We start from the raw sequence: 15224 nt of genomic DNA on the forward strand, positions 1-15224 counted from the left end.
AGTAGCTAGAAATTAAAGACGTGAGCGCCGTTTTTCGATGCGGCCGCGCTTCGACAAGCGCAAACGGCGGCCGGATTGAGCGCCTTCGAGCCTGGCGGATCAGGCGGTGTCGAACCGCGAATCCGTCGCAACGCTCCTCGAAGACGAGGCGTGATTGTAGCAAATCGGGATGACGGCGCGGGACGGCAGCGCGCAGCGGCCGCGACGCCGGGTGCAGCGCGCCGCGCAACGCTCGGTGTGGCGCTCGGCGAGACGCGCCGCGCGCGCCTCAGCCGGGCGGCGCCGAAACGTTGAGATCGCGCAGCTCGCGAATGCGCTCGCGCGCGCCGTCGAGAAACGCGCGCGAATGCTTGACCATTTCGGCGTCGAATTCGGGATCGGGCGCGCAAAGGCGCATCTGCGCGCGGAAAAAGCGTTCGGCCGCGGCGCCCGCGCGATAGTGCATGCGCACGCGCTTCGCGTTGTCGAGCCGGCGCTGGCTGAAAATCTCGCTGAGCGCCCACGAAAGCGCGCCGTCCTCGCCGCCGTGGCGGCGGAAGAATTCGTCGATGGGAAAGCCGCCCAGCGCGAGAAAGGCGCTGCGCCGGATCACGATGCTGCTCGCCACGGTGTTGCTCAGCGTGGCGGCGTGCCTCGCGAAATCGGCGCGCGCGGCGATGACCTTCGGGAAATCGGCGTAGTCCACGTCGAGGCGCACCACCGCCTCGCGCGGAAATTCGCGCAAGTGGCCGACCGCGGCCGCGAGCGCGCCGGGCAGATATTCGTCGGCGGCGTCGAGGAACGCGACGAACGGTGTGTCGGCGAGCAGCGCGCCCCAGTTGCGCGCCCGCGCGAGGCCGCCGTTGCCGGCCGTCTGCACGAGCTTCACGCGCGGCTCGCGCAACGCGTGGACGCGCGCGACGCTGGCGCTGGCGTCGGTCGAGCCGTCGTCGACGACGAAAATCTGTTTGGCTTCGCGCTGGCCGATGCAGCTTTCGAGCGCGCGGGCGAGCGTGGCCGCGCCGTTGTAGCACGGGACGATGACGGTGATGGGTTGCATGACGGGGACGGTTCGTGGCGCAGACCGGGATTCGGCGTCCTTGCGGCGCCTTGCCCGGCAACGCGGCGAATCCTACCGCCATCTTTCAAATGTCTATCCCGATAAAAATGCCGGCGCGGTTGCCGGCGAAATCGCCCGTGAAGTCGGCGCGAAACGGCGGCGCACGCAGTTCGCTTCATGCCGGCCGCCGCATGCCGACGGCCGCAGGAAGCGGGCCACAGAAGATTCGCGATGAAGCCCGCCGATCATGCCGGATCACGCCGGCGCCCGCGCGCAGCGCCTTCGGCTCATACCGGCAGAAAGCCCAGCGCGGGTGCGATCAGCACCATCACCACGCCTGCGATCATCATCGTGAGGCTCGCCACCACGCCTTCCTCGCGGCCCAGCTCGCGCGCCTTCGCGGTGCCCACGCCGTGCGCCGCCGCGCCAAAGAGCGCGCCGCGCGCGAGCCGCGTGCGAAGCGGTACGAGGCCGAGCACCAGTTCGCCGAACAGCATGCCGCACAGGCCCGTGGCGATCACGAACAGCGCGGTGAGATCGCGCGGCGCGTGAATCTTGTCGGAGACGGCGAGCGCGAACGGCGTGGAGATGGAGCGCGTCATCAGGCTGCGTTGCAGTTCGGGCGAAAGGTGCAGCAGCTTGGCGAGCGCGAGCGAACCGCTCACGGCCACCAGAATGCCGACCGTCACGCCCACGGCGAGCGAGATCCAGTGACGCCGGATGAGGTCGCGGTATTCGTAGATCGGCACGGCGAACGCCACCGTGGCCGGGCCGAGCAGCCACATGAGCCAGCGCGTGTCCTGGAAATAGACGGGATACGGAATGTGCAGCAGCAACACCACGGCGCCCAGCACCACGGGCACCGCGAGCAGCGGCGTGAGCCACGGCGAGCGCACGCGCGCGTAGAGCGCCTTCGAGGCGAAATAGAGCGCGACGGTCAGCACGAAGCAGCCGGCGGCGATGAGGCGCGCGGCGTCGTCGGCGAACAGCGACGAGTAGAACGCGCTCATGACGGCTTCGTGCCGGAGCGGCGGAACAGCGTGAACAGCAGGGCGACCAGCATGGCGAAATCTCCTTGTCCGAAAAGGCGGATCGGGGCAGCGATCAGGCGTGCGCCAGATGGCGTTCGCGGCGCACGCGGCGCAGCGCGAGGCGGCGTTCGAGGCGCGCGGCCTGGTCGACGGCGAACGCCACGGCCACCATCACCATCAGCGTGCCGCCCACCACGACGAGCGCGAGGCGCCAGCCGTCGGCGCGAAAAAGGCCGCCGTACTGCACCGCCGCGACGGCGGCCGGGATGAAGAACAGCAGCATGTCGGAGAGCAGCCAGTCGGCGCCGGCCTTGACCCAGCGCGGCGCGACGCCGCCGCAAAAGAGCAGCGCCAGCAGCAGCACGAGGCCGACCACGCCGCCCGGCACGGGCAAATGCGCGGCGCGCGCGAGCAGATCGGCCACGAACCACACGCCCGCGAGCAGCGCCGACTGGGCCATGACCTTGCCGGCGCGGCGCGCGGCCTGCGCCGTGCCCTGCGGGGAAGCGGCGCGGGCGGAATGCTGGGCGTTGGCGGCGGCAGTCATGGCAAACCCTAGGTGACTTTGGAATGGAAGTCAGTATAGGTTGCGTCGCAACATAAATATAATGACTTAGAATCATCGTTTGCATTCCAATGTGGAATGCTGCGCCGGATGCACCAATCCGGCGTTTTTCCTGCACGCTTTCTGAAGAGGCCGACCGTGGAACTGCGCGCGCTTCGCTATTTCATCGAGGTCGTGCGGCAGCAGAGCTTCACCGCCGCCGCCGAACAACTGCACGTCACCCAGCCCACCATCAGCAAGATGGTGAAGGCGCTGGAGGACGAAACCGGCATGCCGCTCCTGTTGCGCGACGCGCGCCAGATGGTGCTCACCGACGCGGGCCGCATCGTCTATCAGCGCGGCCAGGACGTGCTCGCCGCGCAGGCGCAGCTCGAAGCCGAACTCGCCGATCTCGGCACGCTCGGGCGCGGCGAACTCACCATCGGCATTCCGCCGATGGGCGGCTCGCTTTTCACGCCCGCCATCGCCGCGTTTCGCCAGCGTTATCCGCGCATCGAACTGAAGCTGTTCGAGCAGGGCTCGCGCGCGATCGAGGCGGCGCTGATCGCGGGCGAACTCGAACTGGGCGGCGTGCTGCTGCCCGTCGATCCCGCGCAGATCGACGTGCTGCCGATCTCGCACGAAGTGCTCTGGCTCGTGGCGCGGCGCGGCTCGCGCTGGGACGGCAAGCTCGCCGTGCCGCTCAAGGAACTCGCGGGCGAGCCGTTCGTGTTCTACGGGGAAAGCCTCGCGCTCAACGACGTGGTGCTCAACGCGTGCCGGAGCGCCGGTTTCGCGCCGCAGGTGGTCGGGCGCAGCGGCCACTGGGATTTGATGGCGGCGCTCGTGCTCGCGGGCGTGGGCATCGCGCTGCTGCCCGCACCCTACGTGCGCCGCCTCGACGCCGAGCGCTTCACCTGCCTGCCCGTCTCCGAGCCGCAGATCACGTGGGACATGGCGATCGGCTGGAAGCACAACGGCTATCTCTCGCATGCGGCGCGCGCGTGGCTCGAAGTGGCGCGCGCGGAGTACGGCAAGCCGTTCACGTTTCTCGACGATTTCGTGTGCCCGCCGGGCCTGGAAAAAAGCGCCGGACGCTGATGGCCGGCCGCTCCGCGGTTCGTCCGGCAGGCAAGGCGCGCGGGCGAGAACGTGTCGGCGCATCGGCGCGCGCCGGCGAAAAAAAACCGCCCGGCGAGGCGGGCGGTTTGTCGTTGCGCCGAAACCAGAACGGCTGACGCATGGCAGCGGCGGCTTATTTCGCCACGAACGCGATGCGGCGATTGCGGAAGCGGCCGCTTTCGGTGTCGTTGCTGTCGACCGGGTCGGCGTCGCCGTAACCTTGCGCGGCGAGCGTCGCGACCGGCACGCCTTGCGCGACCAGATACGTGCGCACGGCTTGCGCGCGCGTTTTCGAGAGCGCGAGGTTGGCGGCCTTGTCGCCCACGTTGTCCGAGTAGCCGGCCACTTCGAGCTTGACCGCCTTGCCGCGCTGCGCGCACTGCTTGAGCACCTTCGCCGATTCGCGTAGATCGGCGGCGGCCGAGGCCGGCACCACCGAGCTGCCCGTCGCGAAGTTCACGACCTGGAGGTTGAGCGTTTTCGCCACGTCGTCGGCGGCGCACGAGGCGTCGGCGCCGAACAGGCCCTTCACGGCGTCGCGGAACGACTGCGTCGCGCTGGCCACGGCTTGCTGCACGTTGAACACGCCGATGTCGAAGCCCGTGCCGAACACAGCCTTGAGCTTGTCGAGCCAGCCCGCCTTCGCGTCGGCGGCCGCGCCGCTCAGCTCGACGTGCGTGCCGTCGATCTTCACTTGCGCGCCGGGCAGCGCCATCAGCGGCAGCAGAGCGTCGAAATGCGCGAGCCACGGCGCCGGCTTCGTCGCCGGATCGACGCTCACGTTGGCCGTGAACTTGCCCGCGCCGAAACGCTTGTTGAGCGCGTCGACGAGCTGCGCCTTCTCGGCTTCGCTGCCCACGGTCGCGGTGACGGTCGGCACGCCGGCCTTATCGACGGTGAACGAGAGATGCGAGTCGGCCGTGGGCGCGGGCGCGGCGGCGGGCGCCGAAGCGCTGTCGCTGGCAGCCGAAGCGGCCGAAGCGGCAGACGCAGCCGAAGCGCCGGACGCCGCCAATACAGCAGGTGCCGCCGATGCAGCAGACGCAGCCGATGCAGCCGATGCGTCGCTCGCGTCCGAAGCCGCCGTTGCCGACGAAGCGCCGATCGCGCCCGAAGCCACCGCGCCCGTAGCCGCTTGCGCGCCCGTAGCGGCGGAAGCCGCCGAAGCCGCGTCCGCCGTGACGGCGTCCTTCGTGCCGTCGCTGTGCTGGCACGAGCGCAGCGCGAGGAACGCGACGATCACCGCAAGCGCGCCGAGCAGCCACCAGAGCCAGTGATGGCGGCGTTTTTCCTCGACGATGGGCGGCGTGGTCTGGCCCACGGTCTGCGGCGGCATCGAAGGCGCGACCGGACGCACGGTCGGCTGCGGATGATCGAGATGCGCGGAAACGTCTTTCAGGCGGCCGAGAATCGAGCCCGCGAACGCCGCCGCGCTGCCGAGGCCGACGGCGCTCGCGAGGCGGTCGGTGAGGCTCGCGTTCACCGACGAGAGTTGATGGCCGAGCAGGCTCGGCAGTTGGCCCACGAAGCCTTGCGAAGCCGTGAAATGCTGCTTCAACAGACCCATGACGAGCGCGCCCACCACGCCCGAAAGCGCGAACGACGTCGACTGCGGCGCGCCGGTTTGCACGGCCACGGCGTCGGAGAGCGCGCCGAAATTCATGCCCGTCGCCTTCTGGACCAGGTCGCGGCCCGTGGCTTCGAGCTGCGCGAGGCCCGCCGTGCTCGTGAGCAGATCGGGCAGTTGCTTGCCGATCGACGGATTGACGTCCGGCGACATGATCGTGGAGAACAGGCTGCGCGCGCCGTCGGGCGTGCTGCCGCGATGCATGATCGCCGCGACGATGGCCGGTGCGGCCGCGCCCGCGACCTTGCGGGTGAGGTCGGGGGCAAGCCCGAAGCGCGCACCGAGCGTTCTGACGACGTCGTCGCTCAGAACCGTTTCGAGTAGATGAAAGACGTTGATGCTCATTGAGGCGGACCCTCCCGTTGGCGGACGCGCCACCTGACACGCCCAAAATCCGAGCGCGATTATAGGGAGTCCGAAATCTCGAAATTACGCGCCTCGCGCGCCCCGCACACTCTTTGACGAAAACGCCACCGAACTCGGATTTTTCGCCTCTTTTGCCGCGTTTTTTACGTCGGAGCCGGGCTTCCGGTCGGTGTGTAGGCGAAGAAAACCGGGCGCGTCAGACGGCGGCGGTCACGCTGCCGGCGCGCCGCGCGTGTGCGAGAAAGTCGGCCGCGCGCTCGCCGATCATCACCGTGGGCGCGTTGGTGTTGCCGCCGATGAGCGTGGGCATGACGGAGGCGTCCGCGATACGCAGGTGCGTCACGCCGCGCACGCGCAACTGCGTGTCGACGACCGAGCGCGCGTCGCCGCCCATGCGGCAGGTGGCCACCGGGTGATAGATCGTGTCGGCGTGGGCGGCGATGGCCGCGCGCAGTTCGGCGTCGGTCTGCGCGGCGTGCGTGTAGAGTTCGCGGCCGCGCATCGCCTGGAGCGCGGGCGCGTCGAGAATGCGCCGCGCGAGACGCGCGCCGTCCACGAGCAGATCGAGGTCGCGCGCATCGGCGAGAAACCGCGGATCGATCACGGGCGCGACGCGCGCGTCGGCGCTCGCGAGCGTGACCGTGCCGCGGCTCGCCGGGCGCAGCACGCACACATGCAGCGAATAGCCGTGCCCCCAATGCAGGCGGCGGCTGTGATCGTCGACGAGCGCGGTGCAAAAGTGCAGTTGCAGATCGGGCTGATCAAGCGCCGCGCGGCTCTTGAGAAAGCCGCCCGCCTCGGCCACGTTGGTCGTCAGCATGCCGCGCCGTTGCTGCAACCAGTGCGCGAGACCCGCCGCCATGCGCGCGCCGCCGCGCAGCGAGTAGCCCACGGTTTCGCTCGAGCGCACGCGCGTATTGAACGTGAAGTCGATGTGATCGGCGAGATTGCGGCCCACTTCGGGCGCGTCGTGACGCACCGCGACGCCGTGCGCGCGCAATTCGTCCGCCGGGCCGATGCCCGAGCACATCAGCAGTTGCGGCGTGTTGAACGCGCCCGCCGCGAGGATCACCTCGGCGCGCGCGTGCAGCGTTTCGGTCGCGCCGCCGCGCGCGATCTGCACGCCGCTCGCGCGCCGGCCGGCATCGTCGAACACCACGCGCAGCACGGCGGCATCGGCGATCAAATGCAGATTCGGCCGCGCGGCGTCGTACACGTAGGCGCGCGCGACCGTGCAGCGCTCGCCGTTGCGCTGCGTGACCTGATAAAAGCCGATGCCTTCCTGCTGCGCGCCGTTGAAGTCGTCGGTGAGCGGCAGGCCCGCCTCGCGCGCGGCGGCCACGAAACGCTCCGCGACCGGATTGCGCTCGCGCAGATCGCTCACCGCGAGCGGGCCGCCCGCGCCGTGCCAAGCGCTCGCGCCGCGCGCGTTGTTCTCGGCGCGCAGGAAGTACGGCAGCACGTCGCGCCACGCCCAGCCGGCGCAGCCGAGTCGCGCCCATTCGTCGTAGTCGAGCGGATGGCCGCGCGTGTAGATCATCGCGTTGATGGCGCTGGAGCCGCCGAAGCCGCGTCCGCGCGGCTGGTAGCCGCGCCGCCCGTTCAGGCCGGGCTGCGGCACGGTTTCGTACGCGTAGTTGCGTTTCGAGCGGAACGGCACGAGCGCGGCCACACCGAGCGGCATATTGACGAACAGATTGCGCGCCGTGTGCGGCCCGGCTTCGACGAGCGCGATGCTCGCCTCGGGGCAGCGCCGCGCGAGCCGCCCGGCGAGCGACGCGCCGCCCGAACCGGCACCGACAATGACGTAGTCGTATTCCATCCGTGCGCCTCCCTCTCGATTGTCTTGACGAACCGGGCCGCGCCGCTCAATCTGTACGCCCGTTCGTTTCTGGTTTTTATCGCGCATTGTAGGAAGCGTCCGATCCGGCGGTCAGTATTTATGTCAGAGCATCCCCTCTAAACCTGACAGACGATCGCCGCCTATCATGAAAGACCGTTCAGCCCGCAAGGCTGACGACACGATGGATTCCAGCCGGCGGCACAGGGAGCGCTGGAGCGCACGGTTTTCTGCGCGGACGCTTCGAACGAGGCGGCCGTTGCGCTCGCTTCCGCGTTGCGCCGGCGGTCGTAACGCAGCCGCCCGCGCCCGGAGGCGCGGGAGCGGCGCAAGGGTCGCGGCCCGCTTGCAGCCGGAGCGCAGCCCGGCCGCGGCCCGTTCGCAACACGCGCCGCGGCATTGACCCGAGCGCCGCCCGCCCGGCACAGGAGACGCAGATGAACGATCACGCCGACCTCACGCATCGCCCCGGCGCCACGCACGAGGTCACGAACCAGGCGCCGCCGCTCGAAAACTACAACCTGTTCGCCACCGACGCCGCGCTGGGCGAAGCGCTCGAACGCGCGCACGCGGGCTGGCATCGCGAAACGCTGGTGCGCCACGGCGCGAAGCTCGGCCAGGCCGAAACGCTCGCGCTCGCCGATCTCGCCAATCGCCACGAGCCCGAATTGCGCACGCACAGCCCGCGCGGCGAGCGTATCGACGCACTCGAATTCCATCCCGCGTGGCACCGGCTGCTTGCGCTGCTGCGCGAGGAAGCGCTGCATGCGCTGCCGTTCTCCGAGCCGCGCGAAGGCGCGATGGCCGCGCGTTGCGCCGGTTATTTCCTGCACGCGCAAGTCGAATCCGGCTCGCTGTGTCCGCTGACGATGACGTTTGCGAGCATTCCCGTGCTGATGCGCGAGCCCGCGCTGTTCGAAACGCTGCGCACGCCGCTGTTCGCGCGCGAGCACGACGCGCGCGACCTGCCGCTCGCGCAGAAGCGCTCGATGATGATCGGCATGGGCATGACGGAGAAGCAAGGCGGCTCCGACGTGCGCAGCAACCGCACCGAAGCGCGGGCCGCCGGCGCGCAAACGGGCCGCGGCGCGCCGTATCGCCTTACCGGCCACAAATGGTTTTTCTCGGCGCCGCAGTGCGACGCGCATCTCGTGCTCGCGCGCACGACGGAGCACGACGGCCTCTCGTGCTTCTTCGTGCCGCGTTTTGCGCCCGACGGCACGAAGAACGCCGTGAACGTGCAACGCCTGAAGAACAAGCTCGGCAACCGCTCGAACGCGAGCGGCGAAGTCGAATTTTTCGAGGCGTGGGGCGTGATGATCGGCGACGAAGGACGCGGCGTGCCGACCATCATCGAAATGGCCAACTACACGCGGCTCGACTGCGTGATCGGCAGCGCGGCGCTCATGCGGGCGGCGCTGGTGCAGGCGATTCATCACGCGCGCCACCGCAGCGCGTTTGGCCGTGTGCTCGCCGAACAACCGTTGATGCGCAACGTGCTGGCCGATCTCGCGCTCGAATCCGAAGCCGCGACCGCGCTGTTCATGCGCCTCGCGCACGCCTTCGAGCAAAGCGGCGATCCGCAACGGCACGGCGACGCCGCGCTCGAAGCGCGCGCGTGGCGGCGCATCGTCACGCCGGCCGCGAAGTTCTGGGTCTGCAAGCGCGCGCTCGCATTCACGGGCGAGGCGATGGAAGTCTGGGGCGGCAACGGCTACGTGGAGGAAGGGCCGATGGCGCGCTTCTACCGCGAGGCGCCCGTCAACTCGATCTGGGAAGGCTCGGGCAACGTGATGTGTCTCGACGTGCTGCGCGCGCTGGAGCGCGAAGCCGACGCCGCGCAGGCGCTCTTTCTCGCGTGGCGCCGCGCGGCGCACGGCGACGCGGTGCTGGGCGCGGCGCTCGACCGGCTCGCCGCGTTGCTCAACGGCGCGCCCGGCTCGCGCGAGGCGAGCGCGCGGCGCATCGCGCAGCAGATCGTGCTGATCGCGCAGGCCGTGTTGCTGCGCGAAAACACGCGCGCGCCGCGCGAGATCGCCGATGCTTTCGTCGCCACGCGTCTTGGCGAACACGACGCCGACTGCGACCGCGTATTCGGCACGCTGCCCGCGCGCTTCGATCACGCCGCGATCGTCGAACGCGCGCTGCCTTCGCACTGAGGCGTTCGCGCCACCCATTCCGAGAGGACCGACGCATGAAGCACGAATCGCCCGAAACGCTGACGCTTGATGGCGGCACGGCCACCGCCGCTGACAGGCAGGCGTCGGCCGGTGCGCAGGCACGGCAGGCGGAGGCGGCATCGCATGAATCACGCGAATCACGCGTATCGCACGAATCAGACGGATCACACGCATCAGACGCATCGCACGAACCACACGAACCACACGCGTCGCCCGCTCCGGCTGCGTCGGCCACGTCGCACACACCGCAAACGCTGGCCGCCCTGCTCGCGCTGCAACGCGAGGCGTATCTGCGCGAGCCGTATCCCGCGTGGGAGGTGCGCGCGAGCCATCTGAAAGCGTTGCGCGACGTGCTGTTCGCGCACCGCGAAGCCTTCGCGCAGGCGATGAACGCCGACTTCGGCCAGCGTTCGCCGGGCGAGGTGGCGCTCGCGGAATTCGTCGCGCTCAAGCAGGAAATCGAGCATGCGCTCAAGCACGGCGCGCGCTGGATGAAGCCGCAGCGGCGCGCCGTCGGCAAATGGCTGCTGCCGGGCCGCGCGCGGGTCGTGCCGCAGCCGCTGGGCGTGGCGGGCATCGTCGTGCCGTGGAACTATCCGCTGCTGCTGGCCGCCGGGCCGCTCGTGTGCGCGCTCGCGGCGGGCAACCGCGCCATCGTCAAGATGTCGGAGTTGACGCCGCGCACGTCCGCGCTCCTCGAGGAACTGATCGGCAAGACCTTCGCGCGCGACCACGTGGCGGTCGTGAACGGCGACGCCGGCGTGGGCGCCGCGTTCAGCGCGCTGCCGTTCGATCATCTGCTGTTCACGGGCTCCACGCGCGTGGGCCACGAAGTCATGCGCGCGGCCGCCGCGAATCTCACGCCCGTCACGCTGGAACTGGGCGGCAAGTCGCCCGCGCTGATCGGCGAGCACGCGCGCTTCGACTACGCCGTGGACAGCCTCCTGCTCGGCAAGACGCTCAACGCGGGCCAAACCTGCATCGCGCCCGACTACGTGCTCGTGCCGCGCGGCCGCGAAGCGGCGTTCGTCGCGCGCGCCCGCACGCGTTTCGCGCAGTTGTATCCGCGCTTCGAAACCAACGGCGACTACACGTCGATCATCTCGCCGCGCCATTTCGAGCGCCTGCAACGTCTCGCCGACGAAGCGCAACGCCTCGGCGCGCAACTGCACGCGCTCGGCACGCACGACGCCGCGACGCGCCGCTTCGCACCCGTGATCGTCACGAACGCGAGCGACGCTGCGGCGCTCATGCAGGAGGAAATTTTCGGCCCGATCCTGCCGCTCGTGCCCTACGACACGCTCGACGACGCGCTGCGCTACGTGAACGCGCGGCCGCGCCCGCTCGCGCTCTACCTCTACGCCGACGACGCGCGCACCGTCGATCGCGTGACGCGCGAAACCGTCGCGGGCGGCATGTCGGTGAACGAGACGCTCATGCATATCGTCGCGCAAGGGCTGCCGTTCGGCGGCGTCGGCGCGAGCGGCATGGGCGCTTACCACGGCTACGACGGCTTCGTCACGTTCTCGAAGATGAAGCCCGTGTTCACGCAGGCGCGCCTGAACGCGCGCAAGCTGATCGCGCCGCCCTACGGCCGCGTGTTCGATCTGCTGATGAAGCTGATGCTCAAGCGCTAGCGTTTGGGCGCGCCGGGCAGCGCCGGGCGCGCGAAACGCAATTCGCGGATGTCGCGCGGATAGCTGCCCGCGACCTTCAGGTTCGCGTTCGCCGGCGCTGTCTGCGTGTTCTGCGCGGCGTGTGCGTTCCGCGCGGCCTCGCGGTCGTCGAGCGATTCGAGCCGGTGCAGCCACGCGAGCAGTTCCGCCACGGCCTGATACAGCTCGGGCGGGATCTTCGAGTCGAGGTCCACGCGCATCAGCAGCGAGACCATTTCGGGCGCTTCGTGTACGTACAGGCCCGCTTCCTTCGCGCGCTGCACGATCATTTCCGCGACGAGGCCGTAGCCTTTCGCGACCACGCGCGGCGCGGCGTCGCCGCCGGGCGAGTCGTAGGCGAGCGCGGCGGCGCTGCGGCGGTTCGGCGGCGTCATCGCATCTCCCAGTCGTCGGCGGCCGCGTCGATCTCGCGCGGCTCGCTCGGGTCGCGCTGCTCGGTTTGCGCCGCGTAGGCGCTCGCCGCGCTCGCGGCTTTCGCGGCATCGGCGGCATTGAGCGGATCGCCCGCGCCGCCCACTTCCCGGATCGACAGGCCCGCGAGCGTGAGCCCGAGCGCCTCGAGCCGCCCACGCAGCGCCTCGCTGTGCTCGGTGAGCCGCGCCGCCCCGCCCTCGCTCGCCTGCACGCGCACGGCGAGCGTCGTGCCCGCGAGCGTGAGTTCGGCGTCGACGGTGCCGAGCTTCGGCAGCGCGAGCGTGAGGCGCGTGCGCCACGGCGTCGGGTCGTCGGCGCCGCCGGGCGCGTGTCGCCCATCGCGTCCGTCGCGCCCTTCGCGCGGTTCGTAGCGATCTTGCTGAAGGGTCCAGTCGAGCCGCACGCCCGGCCACGCCTCGCCGTTCCAGCGGAATTCGCCGGTCGCGAGCATGTCGAGCTGCTGGCGCACGAGCGGAACGGTGCCCGGATGCACGCTGGGATTGCCGGTTTGCGCGGCGTCGCGCGCGGAAGGCAGCAGCGTGTCGAGCGCGGCGGCGGCGCGGCCGGCCGGTTCGCGCGAGGCGGGCGCCGCATTGGCGTCGGCTCGCGCGTCGGCCGGGGCGGGCAGATTGCGCGCGGCGGCGCCGGCGTCGGCGCGCGCGGCGTTTTGGGCATTCTGGGCTTCGGCGGGCGCGTTCGAGAAGGTTTCGATCCACTGCACGTCGTCGATATCGTCGGCGGGCTGCGACCAGTCGAGCGGCAATTGCGCGTCGCCGGCGGCAAAGCGGTTCTGCGGTTCGTCGGCGAGCTGGGCGAGCGTGTACTGGCCGCGCAGCCATTGCACGAGATGCGCTTCGTAGAAGAGGCCGCTCGCGCTCACGGTGTGCGCGAGCGAAGCGGCGAGCGCCGCCACGGCGCCGGTTTGCGCCTGCGCGGCGCTCGTGGCCTGGGAGTTCTGCGAAGCCTCGGCGCCTTCGGCTTGCGCCGCGGCCGCGGGCGCGTCGCCCACCGCGGCGAGCAAGGCCGTTTCGGCGGCATTCATGGCTTCGGCCGCTTGCGCCGCCGACATGCCCGGCAGCGGCAGCGTGGCCGCGTCGCCCTGCGCGGCGGCGGGATCGGCCCACACGGGCGCGCGCCCGACCACGGCGGGCGTGGCCTCGCCGCCCGAACGGATGATCGCGTCGAGCGCCAGCGCCACCGCCGAAAGCACGGTCTGCGCCGAGTCCTGCGGCGCGGCGGCGCCGTTCTGCTGGGCGTCGGCGAGCGGCGTCAGGCCGGGCGCGAGCGCGGAAACGCCGGCCTGCGCCGCGCCGCTGGCCTCCTGCGGGCCGACCGGCGTGAGCGCCGCGACGCGGCTCGCAAGGAGCGATGCGGCTCCGGTGTCGATTCCGTTCATGGGATGTTCCGCAGCGGCGCGCGGCAAGCCGCCGCCAGTTGAATCACCGATTGGTCGCCGGGTTGGCGCCGGTTGGTCGCCGTAACCAGCCGATTCCGCGCCGGTTGGTCGCCGGTTAGTCTCAGATTCCCGCCGGTTAGTCGCCAGTTCGGCGCCGGTTAGACGCCGACTCCGCGCCGATTCAGCACGCTTAGTCGCCGATTCCGCACCGGTTGATCGCCGATTAACCAGCCGATTCCGCGCCGGTTAGTCGCCGACAACGCGATTAGTCGCCAGCTCAGCGCCGATTAATCGCCAACTCCGCGCCGGTTAGTCGCCGACTCAGCACTATTGGTCGCCGATCCCGCGCCGGTTAGACGCCGACTCCGCGCCGATTCAGCACGCTTAGTCACCGATTCCGCACCGGTTGATCGCCGATTGACCAGCCGATTCCGCGCCGGTTAGTCACCGAATCCGCGCCGATTCAACGCCGATTGTCGCCAGTTCAGCGCTGATTAATCGCCGATTCAACGCCGATTGTCGCCAGTTCAGCGCCGGTTAATCGCCGATTCCGCGCCGCTTAGTCGCCAACTCCGTGCCGCTTAATCGCCGCTTAACCAGCCGATTCCGCACCGACCAGCCCTCCGCGCGCCAGCCGCCGCGCTCGCCTCGCGCGGCATGCGCGACCAGCCGCCGCGCGCCCGCAACCTTCAGCGCGTCCCGTAGAGCTCCTGCAACACGCGCGCGGGCTGCGCGGTGCCGTAGAACAGCGCCGAAAGACGCGCCATGCACGGGCTCGCGAGATCGCGGATCGCGGCGTCGTCGGCGAGAATCTGGCGGATCAGCTCGTATTTGCGCGCGCGCTCGGCGGTCGTGAGGCGCACCGCGCTCTCGAAGCCCTTCAAGGCGTCGACGAGCAGGCGGTATTCCTCCTGCAAGCCGATCAATACGTTCCAGTGCGAATCCTGTGCCGCGAGGAGCATTTGCCCCGAAACGGCCGCTATCGCTTCATAGCGGGCGAAGTAGTCTGCTTTTGAACTCATCTCGTCACCGAGCCGGCCAGCGCGGAGGACCGTTCGGCCATCATCCGCGCCGCTTCCGGCGCAATCCCCATCCAGGCTTCCTCGAGCGTTGCCAGCAGTCCATCCACTTCGATCAGCATGGTCTCGCTCTGTTTGATATTGGCTTCCAGCAAGCGCCGCGTCATGTAGCCGTACAGCGAATTCAGCCGCTTCGCGACCTCGCCGCCCGCCTCGACGTCCAACGCGAGCTGGAGCCCGCTCTCGACAATTCGAATCGCCTTGGAAATCGCCTCGCAACGCGGGCCGACATTGCCGACCTGCAAGTGCATGCGCGCCTGAGCGATGGCCTTGCGCGCGCCCTGGTACAGGAGCGCGATCAACTGATGGGGACTCGCGCCCATGACCCCGGTCTCTACACCCACGCGTGCATAAGCGTTGGCTCCAAGGTGGGCTTGGGAAAACATCGGCGCTTCTCCTCGATACGATTGGCTGTGGATGCGGTGACCGTCCGCCGTGCGAGAGGCACGGCGTCGTCCCGTTTCTAGCCGGGTTATCGGAACGTTGAGGGAGAAGCTTTAGTGCGTTTCCAGGCGAAACCCGCAAATCGTCAGACCTGAATCTGCATGATGTCCGTATACGCCGAGACGAGCTTGTTGCGGACCTGTAGCCCGAACTGAAAGCCGATATTGGCTTTTTGCATGTCGACCATGACGTCGTTGAGCGACACGTTGCTCGCGCCCAGCTCGAACGCCTGCGACTCGCCGACGGCCTTTTGCTGGTCGTCGCTGATCTTGTCGAGCGACGACTTGAGCGCCGCCGCGAACCCGCCCGCCGTCGCCGCGCCCGACTTTTCGTCGGCTGCGGTGGGGCCGCCGGCCGCCTGCGTCGCCATCGACTGGATCTGGGCGAGGGCGGACGTGAGCGGAGAGACTGGAACGGTCATGTTGGCTCCACGAAAAGGGGATGAATCGGGCCGCCGGCGCCCGCG

General features: G+C 69.6%; 13 protein-coding genes and 1 riboswitch. Of the genes, 3 read left to right on the forward strand and 10 right to left on the reverse strand.

Annotation, left to right across the window (positions count from 1 at the left end; translation table 11 throughout):
* Nucleotides 1-15: 15 nt before the first annotated feature.
* A riboswitch (S-adenosyl-L-homocysteine riboswitch) is annotated at nucleotides 16-145 on the reverse strand.
* A gap of 123 nt (nucleotides 146-268) precedes the next feature.
* From U5805_RS18175 to U5805_RS18185, 3 genes are all read right to left on the reverse strand, one after another.
* Nucleotides 269-1039: a glycosyltransferase family 2 protein gene (locus U5805_RS18175; protein ID WP_322104882.1), complete on the reverse strand. Its 771-nt coding sequence runs from the start codon at nucleotides 1037-1039 to the stop codon at nucleotides 269-271.
* Nucleotides 1040-1326: 287 nt separating this feature from the next.
* Nucleotides 1327-2049 carry an LrgB family protein gene (locus U5805_RS18180; RefSeq protein WP_322104883.1) on the reverse strand — a complete coding sequence of 241 codons (723 nt, stop codon included), beginning with the start codon at nucleotides 2047-2049 and terminating at the stop codon, nucleotides 1327-1329.
* A gap of 94 nt (nucleotides 2050-2143) precedes the next feature.
* The gene (locus tag U5805_RS18185; protein WP_322104923.1) at nucleotides 2144-2530 is read right to left on the reverse strand and encodes a CidA/LrgA family protein; all 387 of its coding nucleotides are present in this window, start codon (nucleotides 2528-2530) and stop codon (nucleotides 2144-2146) included.
* Between the two features lie 243 nt (nucleotides 2531-2773).
* Between U5805_RS18185 and U5805_RS18190 the strand changes: the two genes are divergently transcribed.
* The gene (locus U5805_RS18190; RefSeq protein WP_322104884.1) at nucleotides 2774-3715 is read left to right on the forward strand and encodes a LysR family transcriptional regulator; all 942 of its coding nucleotides are present in this window, start codon (nucleotides 2774-2776) and stop codon (nucleotides 3713-3715) included.
* 154 nt (nucleotides 3716-3869) lie between these two features.
* Here U5805_RS18190 and U5805_RS18195 read toward each other — a convergent pair whose 3' ends face one another.
* Nucleotides 3870-5708: an OmpA family protein gene (locus tag U5805_RS18195; protein WP_322104885.1), complete on the reverse strand. Its 1839-nt coding sequence runs from the start codon at nucleotides 5706-5708 to the stop codon at nucleotides 3870-3872.
* Between the two features lie 217 nt (nucleotides 5709-5925).
* Complete coding sequence (locus tag U5805_RS18200) at nucleotides 5926-7551, reverse strand: GMC family oxidoreductase (RefSeq protein WP_322104886.1); 1626 nt, start codon at nucleotides 7549-7551, stop codon at nucleotides 5926-5928.
* A 455-nt stretch (nucleotides 7552-8006) separates the two neighbouring features.
* Here U5805_RS18200 and U5805_RS18205 point away from each other — a divergent pair, with 455 nt between their 5' ends.
* Both U5805_RS18205 and U5805_RS18210 read left to right on the forward strand, forming a co-directional pair.
* The gene (locus U5805_RS18205) at nucleotides 8007-9728 is read left to right on the forward strand and encodes an isovaleryl-CoA dehydrogenase (protein WP_322104887.1); all 1722 of its coding nucleotides are present in this window, start codon (nucleotides 8007-8009) and stop codon (nucleotides 9726-9728) included.
* A gap of 35 nt (nucleotides 9729-9763) precedes the next feature.
* Complete coding sequence (locus tag U5805_RS18210) at nucleotides 9764-11386, forward strand: coniferyl aldehyde dehydrogenase (protein WP_322104888.1); 1623 nt, start codon at nucleotides 9764-9766, stop codon at nucleotides 11384-11386.
* Here the strand turns inward: U5805_RS18210 and U5805_RS18215 are convergent.
* The 5 genes from U5805_RS18215 to fliE all read right to left on the reverse strand — a co-directional run bounded on the left by U5805_RS18215 (nucleotide 11383) and on the right by fliE (nucleotide 15179).
* Entirely contained in the window at nucleotides 11383-11799 is a 417-nt protein-coding gene (locus tag U5805_RS18215) for an EscU/YscU/HrcU family type III secretion system export apparatus switch protein (protein WP_322104889.1), read from the reverse strand. The genes U5805_RS18210 and U5805_RS18215 overlap by 4 nt on opposite strands.
* Nucleotides 11796-13235, reverse strand: coding sequence for a flagellar hook-length control protein FliK (locus tag U5805_RS18220; protein ID WP_322104890.1), 1440 nt, complete (start codon nucleotides 13233-13235; stop codon nucleotides 11796-11798). The genes U5805_RS18215 and U5805_RS18220 overlap by 4 nt, the downstream gene beginning before the upstream one ends.
* Nucleotides 13236-13924: 689 nt before the next feature.
* On the reverse strand, nucleotides 13925-14257 hold the full coding sequence (locus tag U5805_RS18225; RefSeq protein ID WP_322104891.1) for a flagellar protein FliT: 333 nt from the start codon (nucleotides 14255-14257) through the stop codon (nucleotides 13925-13927).
* Nucleotides 14254-14700: a flagellar export chaperone FliS gene (gene fliS, locus U5805_RS18230; RefSeq protein ID WP_322104892.1), complete on the reverse strand. Its 447-nt coding sequence runs from the start codon at nucleotides 14698-14700 to the stop codon at nucleotides 14254-14256. Before fliS ends, U5805_RS18225 begins: the two co-directional genes overlap by 4 nt.
* Before the next feature lie 143 nt (nucleotides 14701-14843).
* Nucleotides 14844-15179 (reverse strand): flagellar hook-basal body complex protein FliE, encoded by a 336-nt coding sequence (gene fliE / locus U5805_RS18235; RefSeq protein ID WP_322104893.1) that lies wholly within the window; start codon nucleotides 15177-15179, stop codon nucleotides 14844-14846.
* Nucleotides 15180-15224 lie beyond the last annotated feature (45 nt).

It is taken from the genome of Paraburkholderia sp. J41, from assembly GCF_905220235.1.
GTDB lineage: Bacteria > Pseudomonadota > Gammaproteobacteria > Burkholderiales > Burkholderiaceae > Paraburkholderia.

Bases quoted from the DNA above. Each gene is read 5' to 3' on its own strand.
- U5805_RS18205 (WP_322104887.1), top strand. From the start codon at position 8,007: ATGAACGATCACGCCGACCTCACGCATCGCCCCGGCGCCACGCACGAG.
- fliS (WP_322104892.1), bottom strand. From the start codon at position 14,700: ATGTTTTCCCAAGCCCACCTTGGAGCCAACGCTTATGCACGCGTGGGT.
- U5805_RS18180 (WP_322104883.1), bottom strand. From the start codon at position 2,049: ATGAGCGCGTTCTACTCGTCGCTGTTCGCCGACGACGCCGCGCGCCTC.
- U5805_RS18215 (WP_322104889.1), bottom strand. From the start codon at position 11,799: ATGACGCCGCCGAACCGCCGCAGCGCCGCCGCGCTCGCCTACGACTCG.
- U5805_RS18195 (WP_322104885.1), bottom strand. From the start codon at position 5,708: ATGAGCATCAACGTCTTTCATCTACTCGAAACGGTTCTGAGCGACGAC.
- U5805_RS18220 (WP_322104890.1), bottom strand. From the start codon at position 13,235: ATGAACGGAATCGACACCGGAGCCGCATCGCTCCTTGCGAGCCGCGTC.
- U5805_RS18185 (WP_322104923.1), bottom strand. From the start codon at position 2,530: ATGGCCCAGTCGGCGCTGCTCGCGGGCGTGTGGTTCGTGGCCGATCTG.
- U5805_RS18175 (WP_322104882.1), bottom strand. From the start codon at position 1,039: ATGCAACCCATCACCGTCATCGTCCCGTGCTACAACGGCGCGGCCACG.
- U5805_RS18210 (WP_322104888.1), top strand. From the start codon at position 9,764: ATGAAGCACGAATCGCCCGAAACGCTGACGCTTGATGGCGGCACGGCC.
- U5805_RS18200 (WP_322104886.1), bottom strand. From the start codon at position 7,551: ATGGAATACGACTACGTCATTGTCGGTGCCGGTTCGGGCGGCGCGTCG.
- fliE (WP_322104893.1), bottom strand. From the start codon at position 15,179: ATGACCGTTCCAGTCTCTCCGCTCACGTCCGCCCTCGCCCAGATCCAG.
- U5805_RS18225 (WP_322104891.1), bottom strand. From the start codon at position 14,257: ATGAGTTCAAAAGCAGACTACTTCGCCCGCTATGAAGCGATAGCGGCC.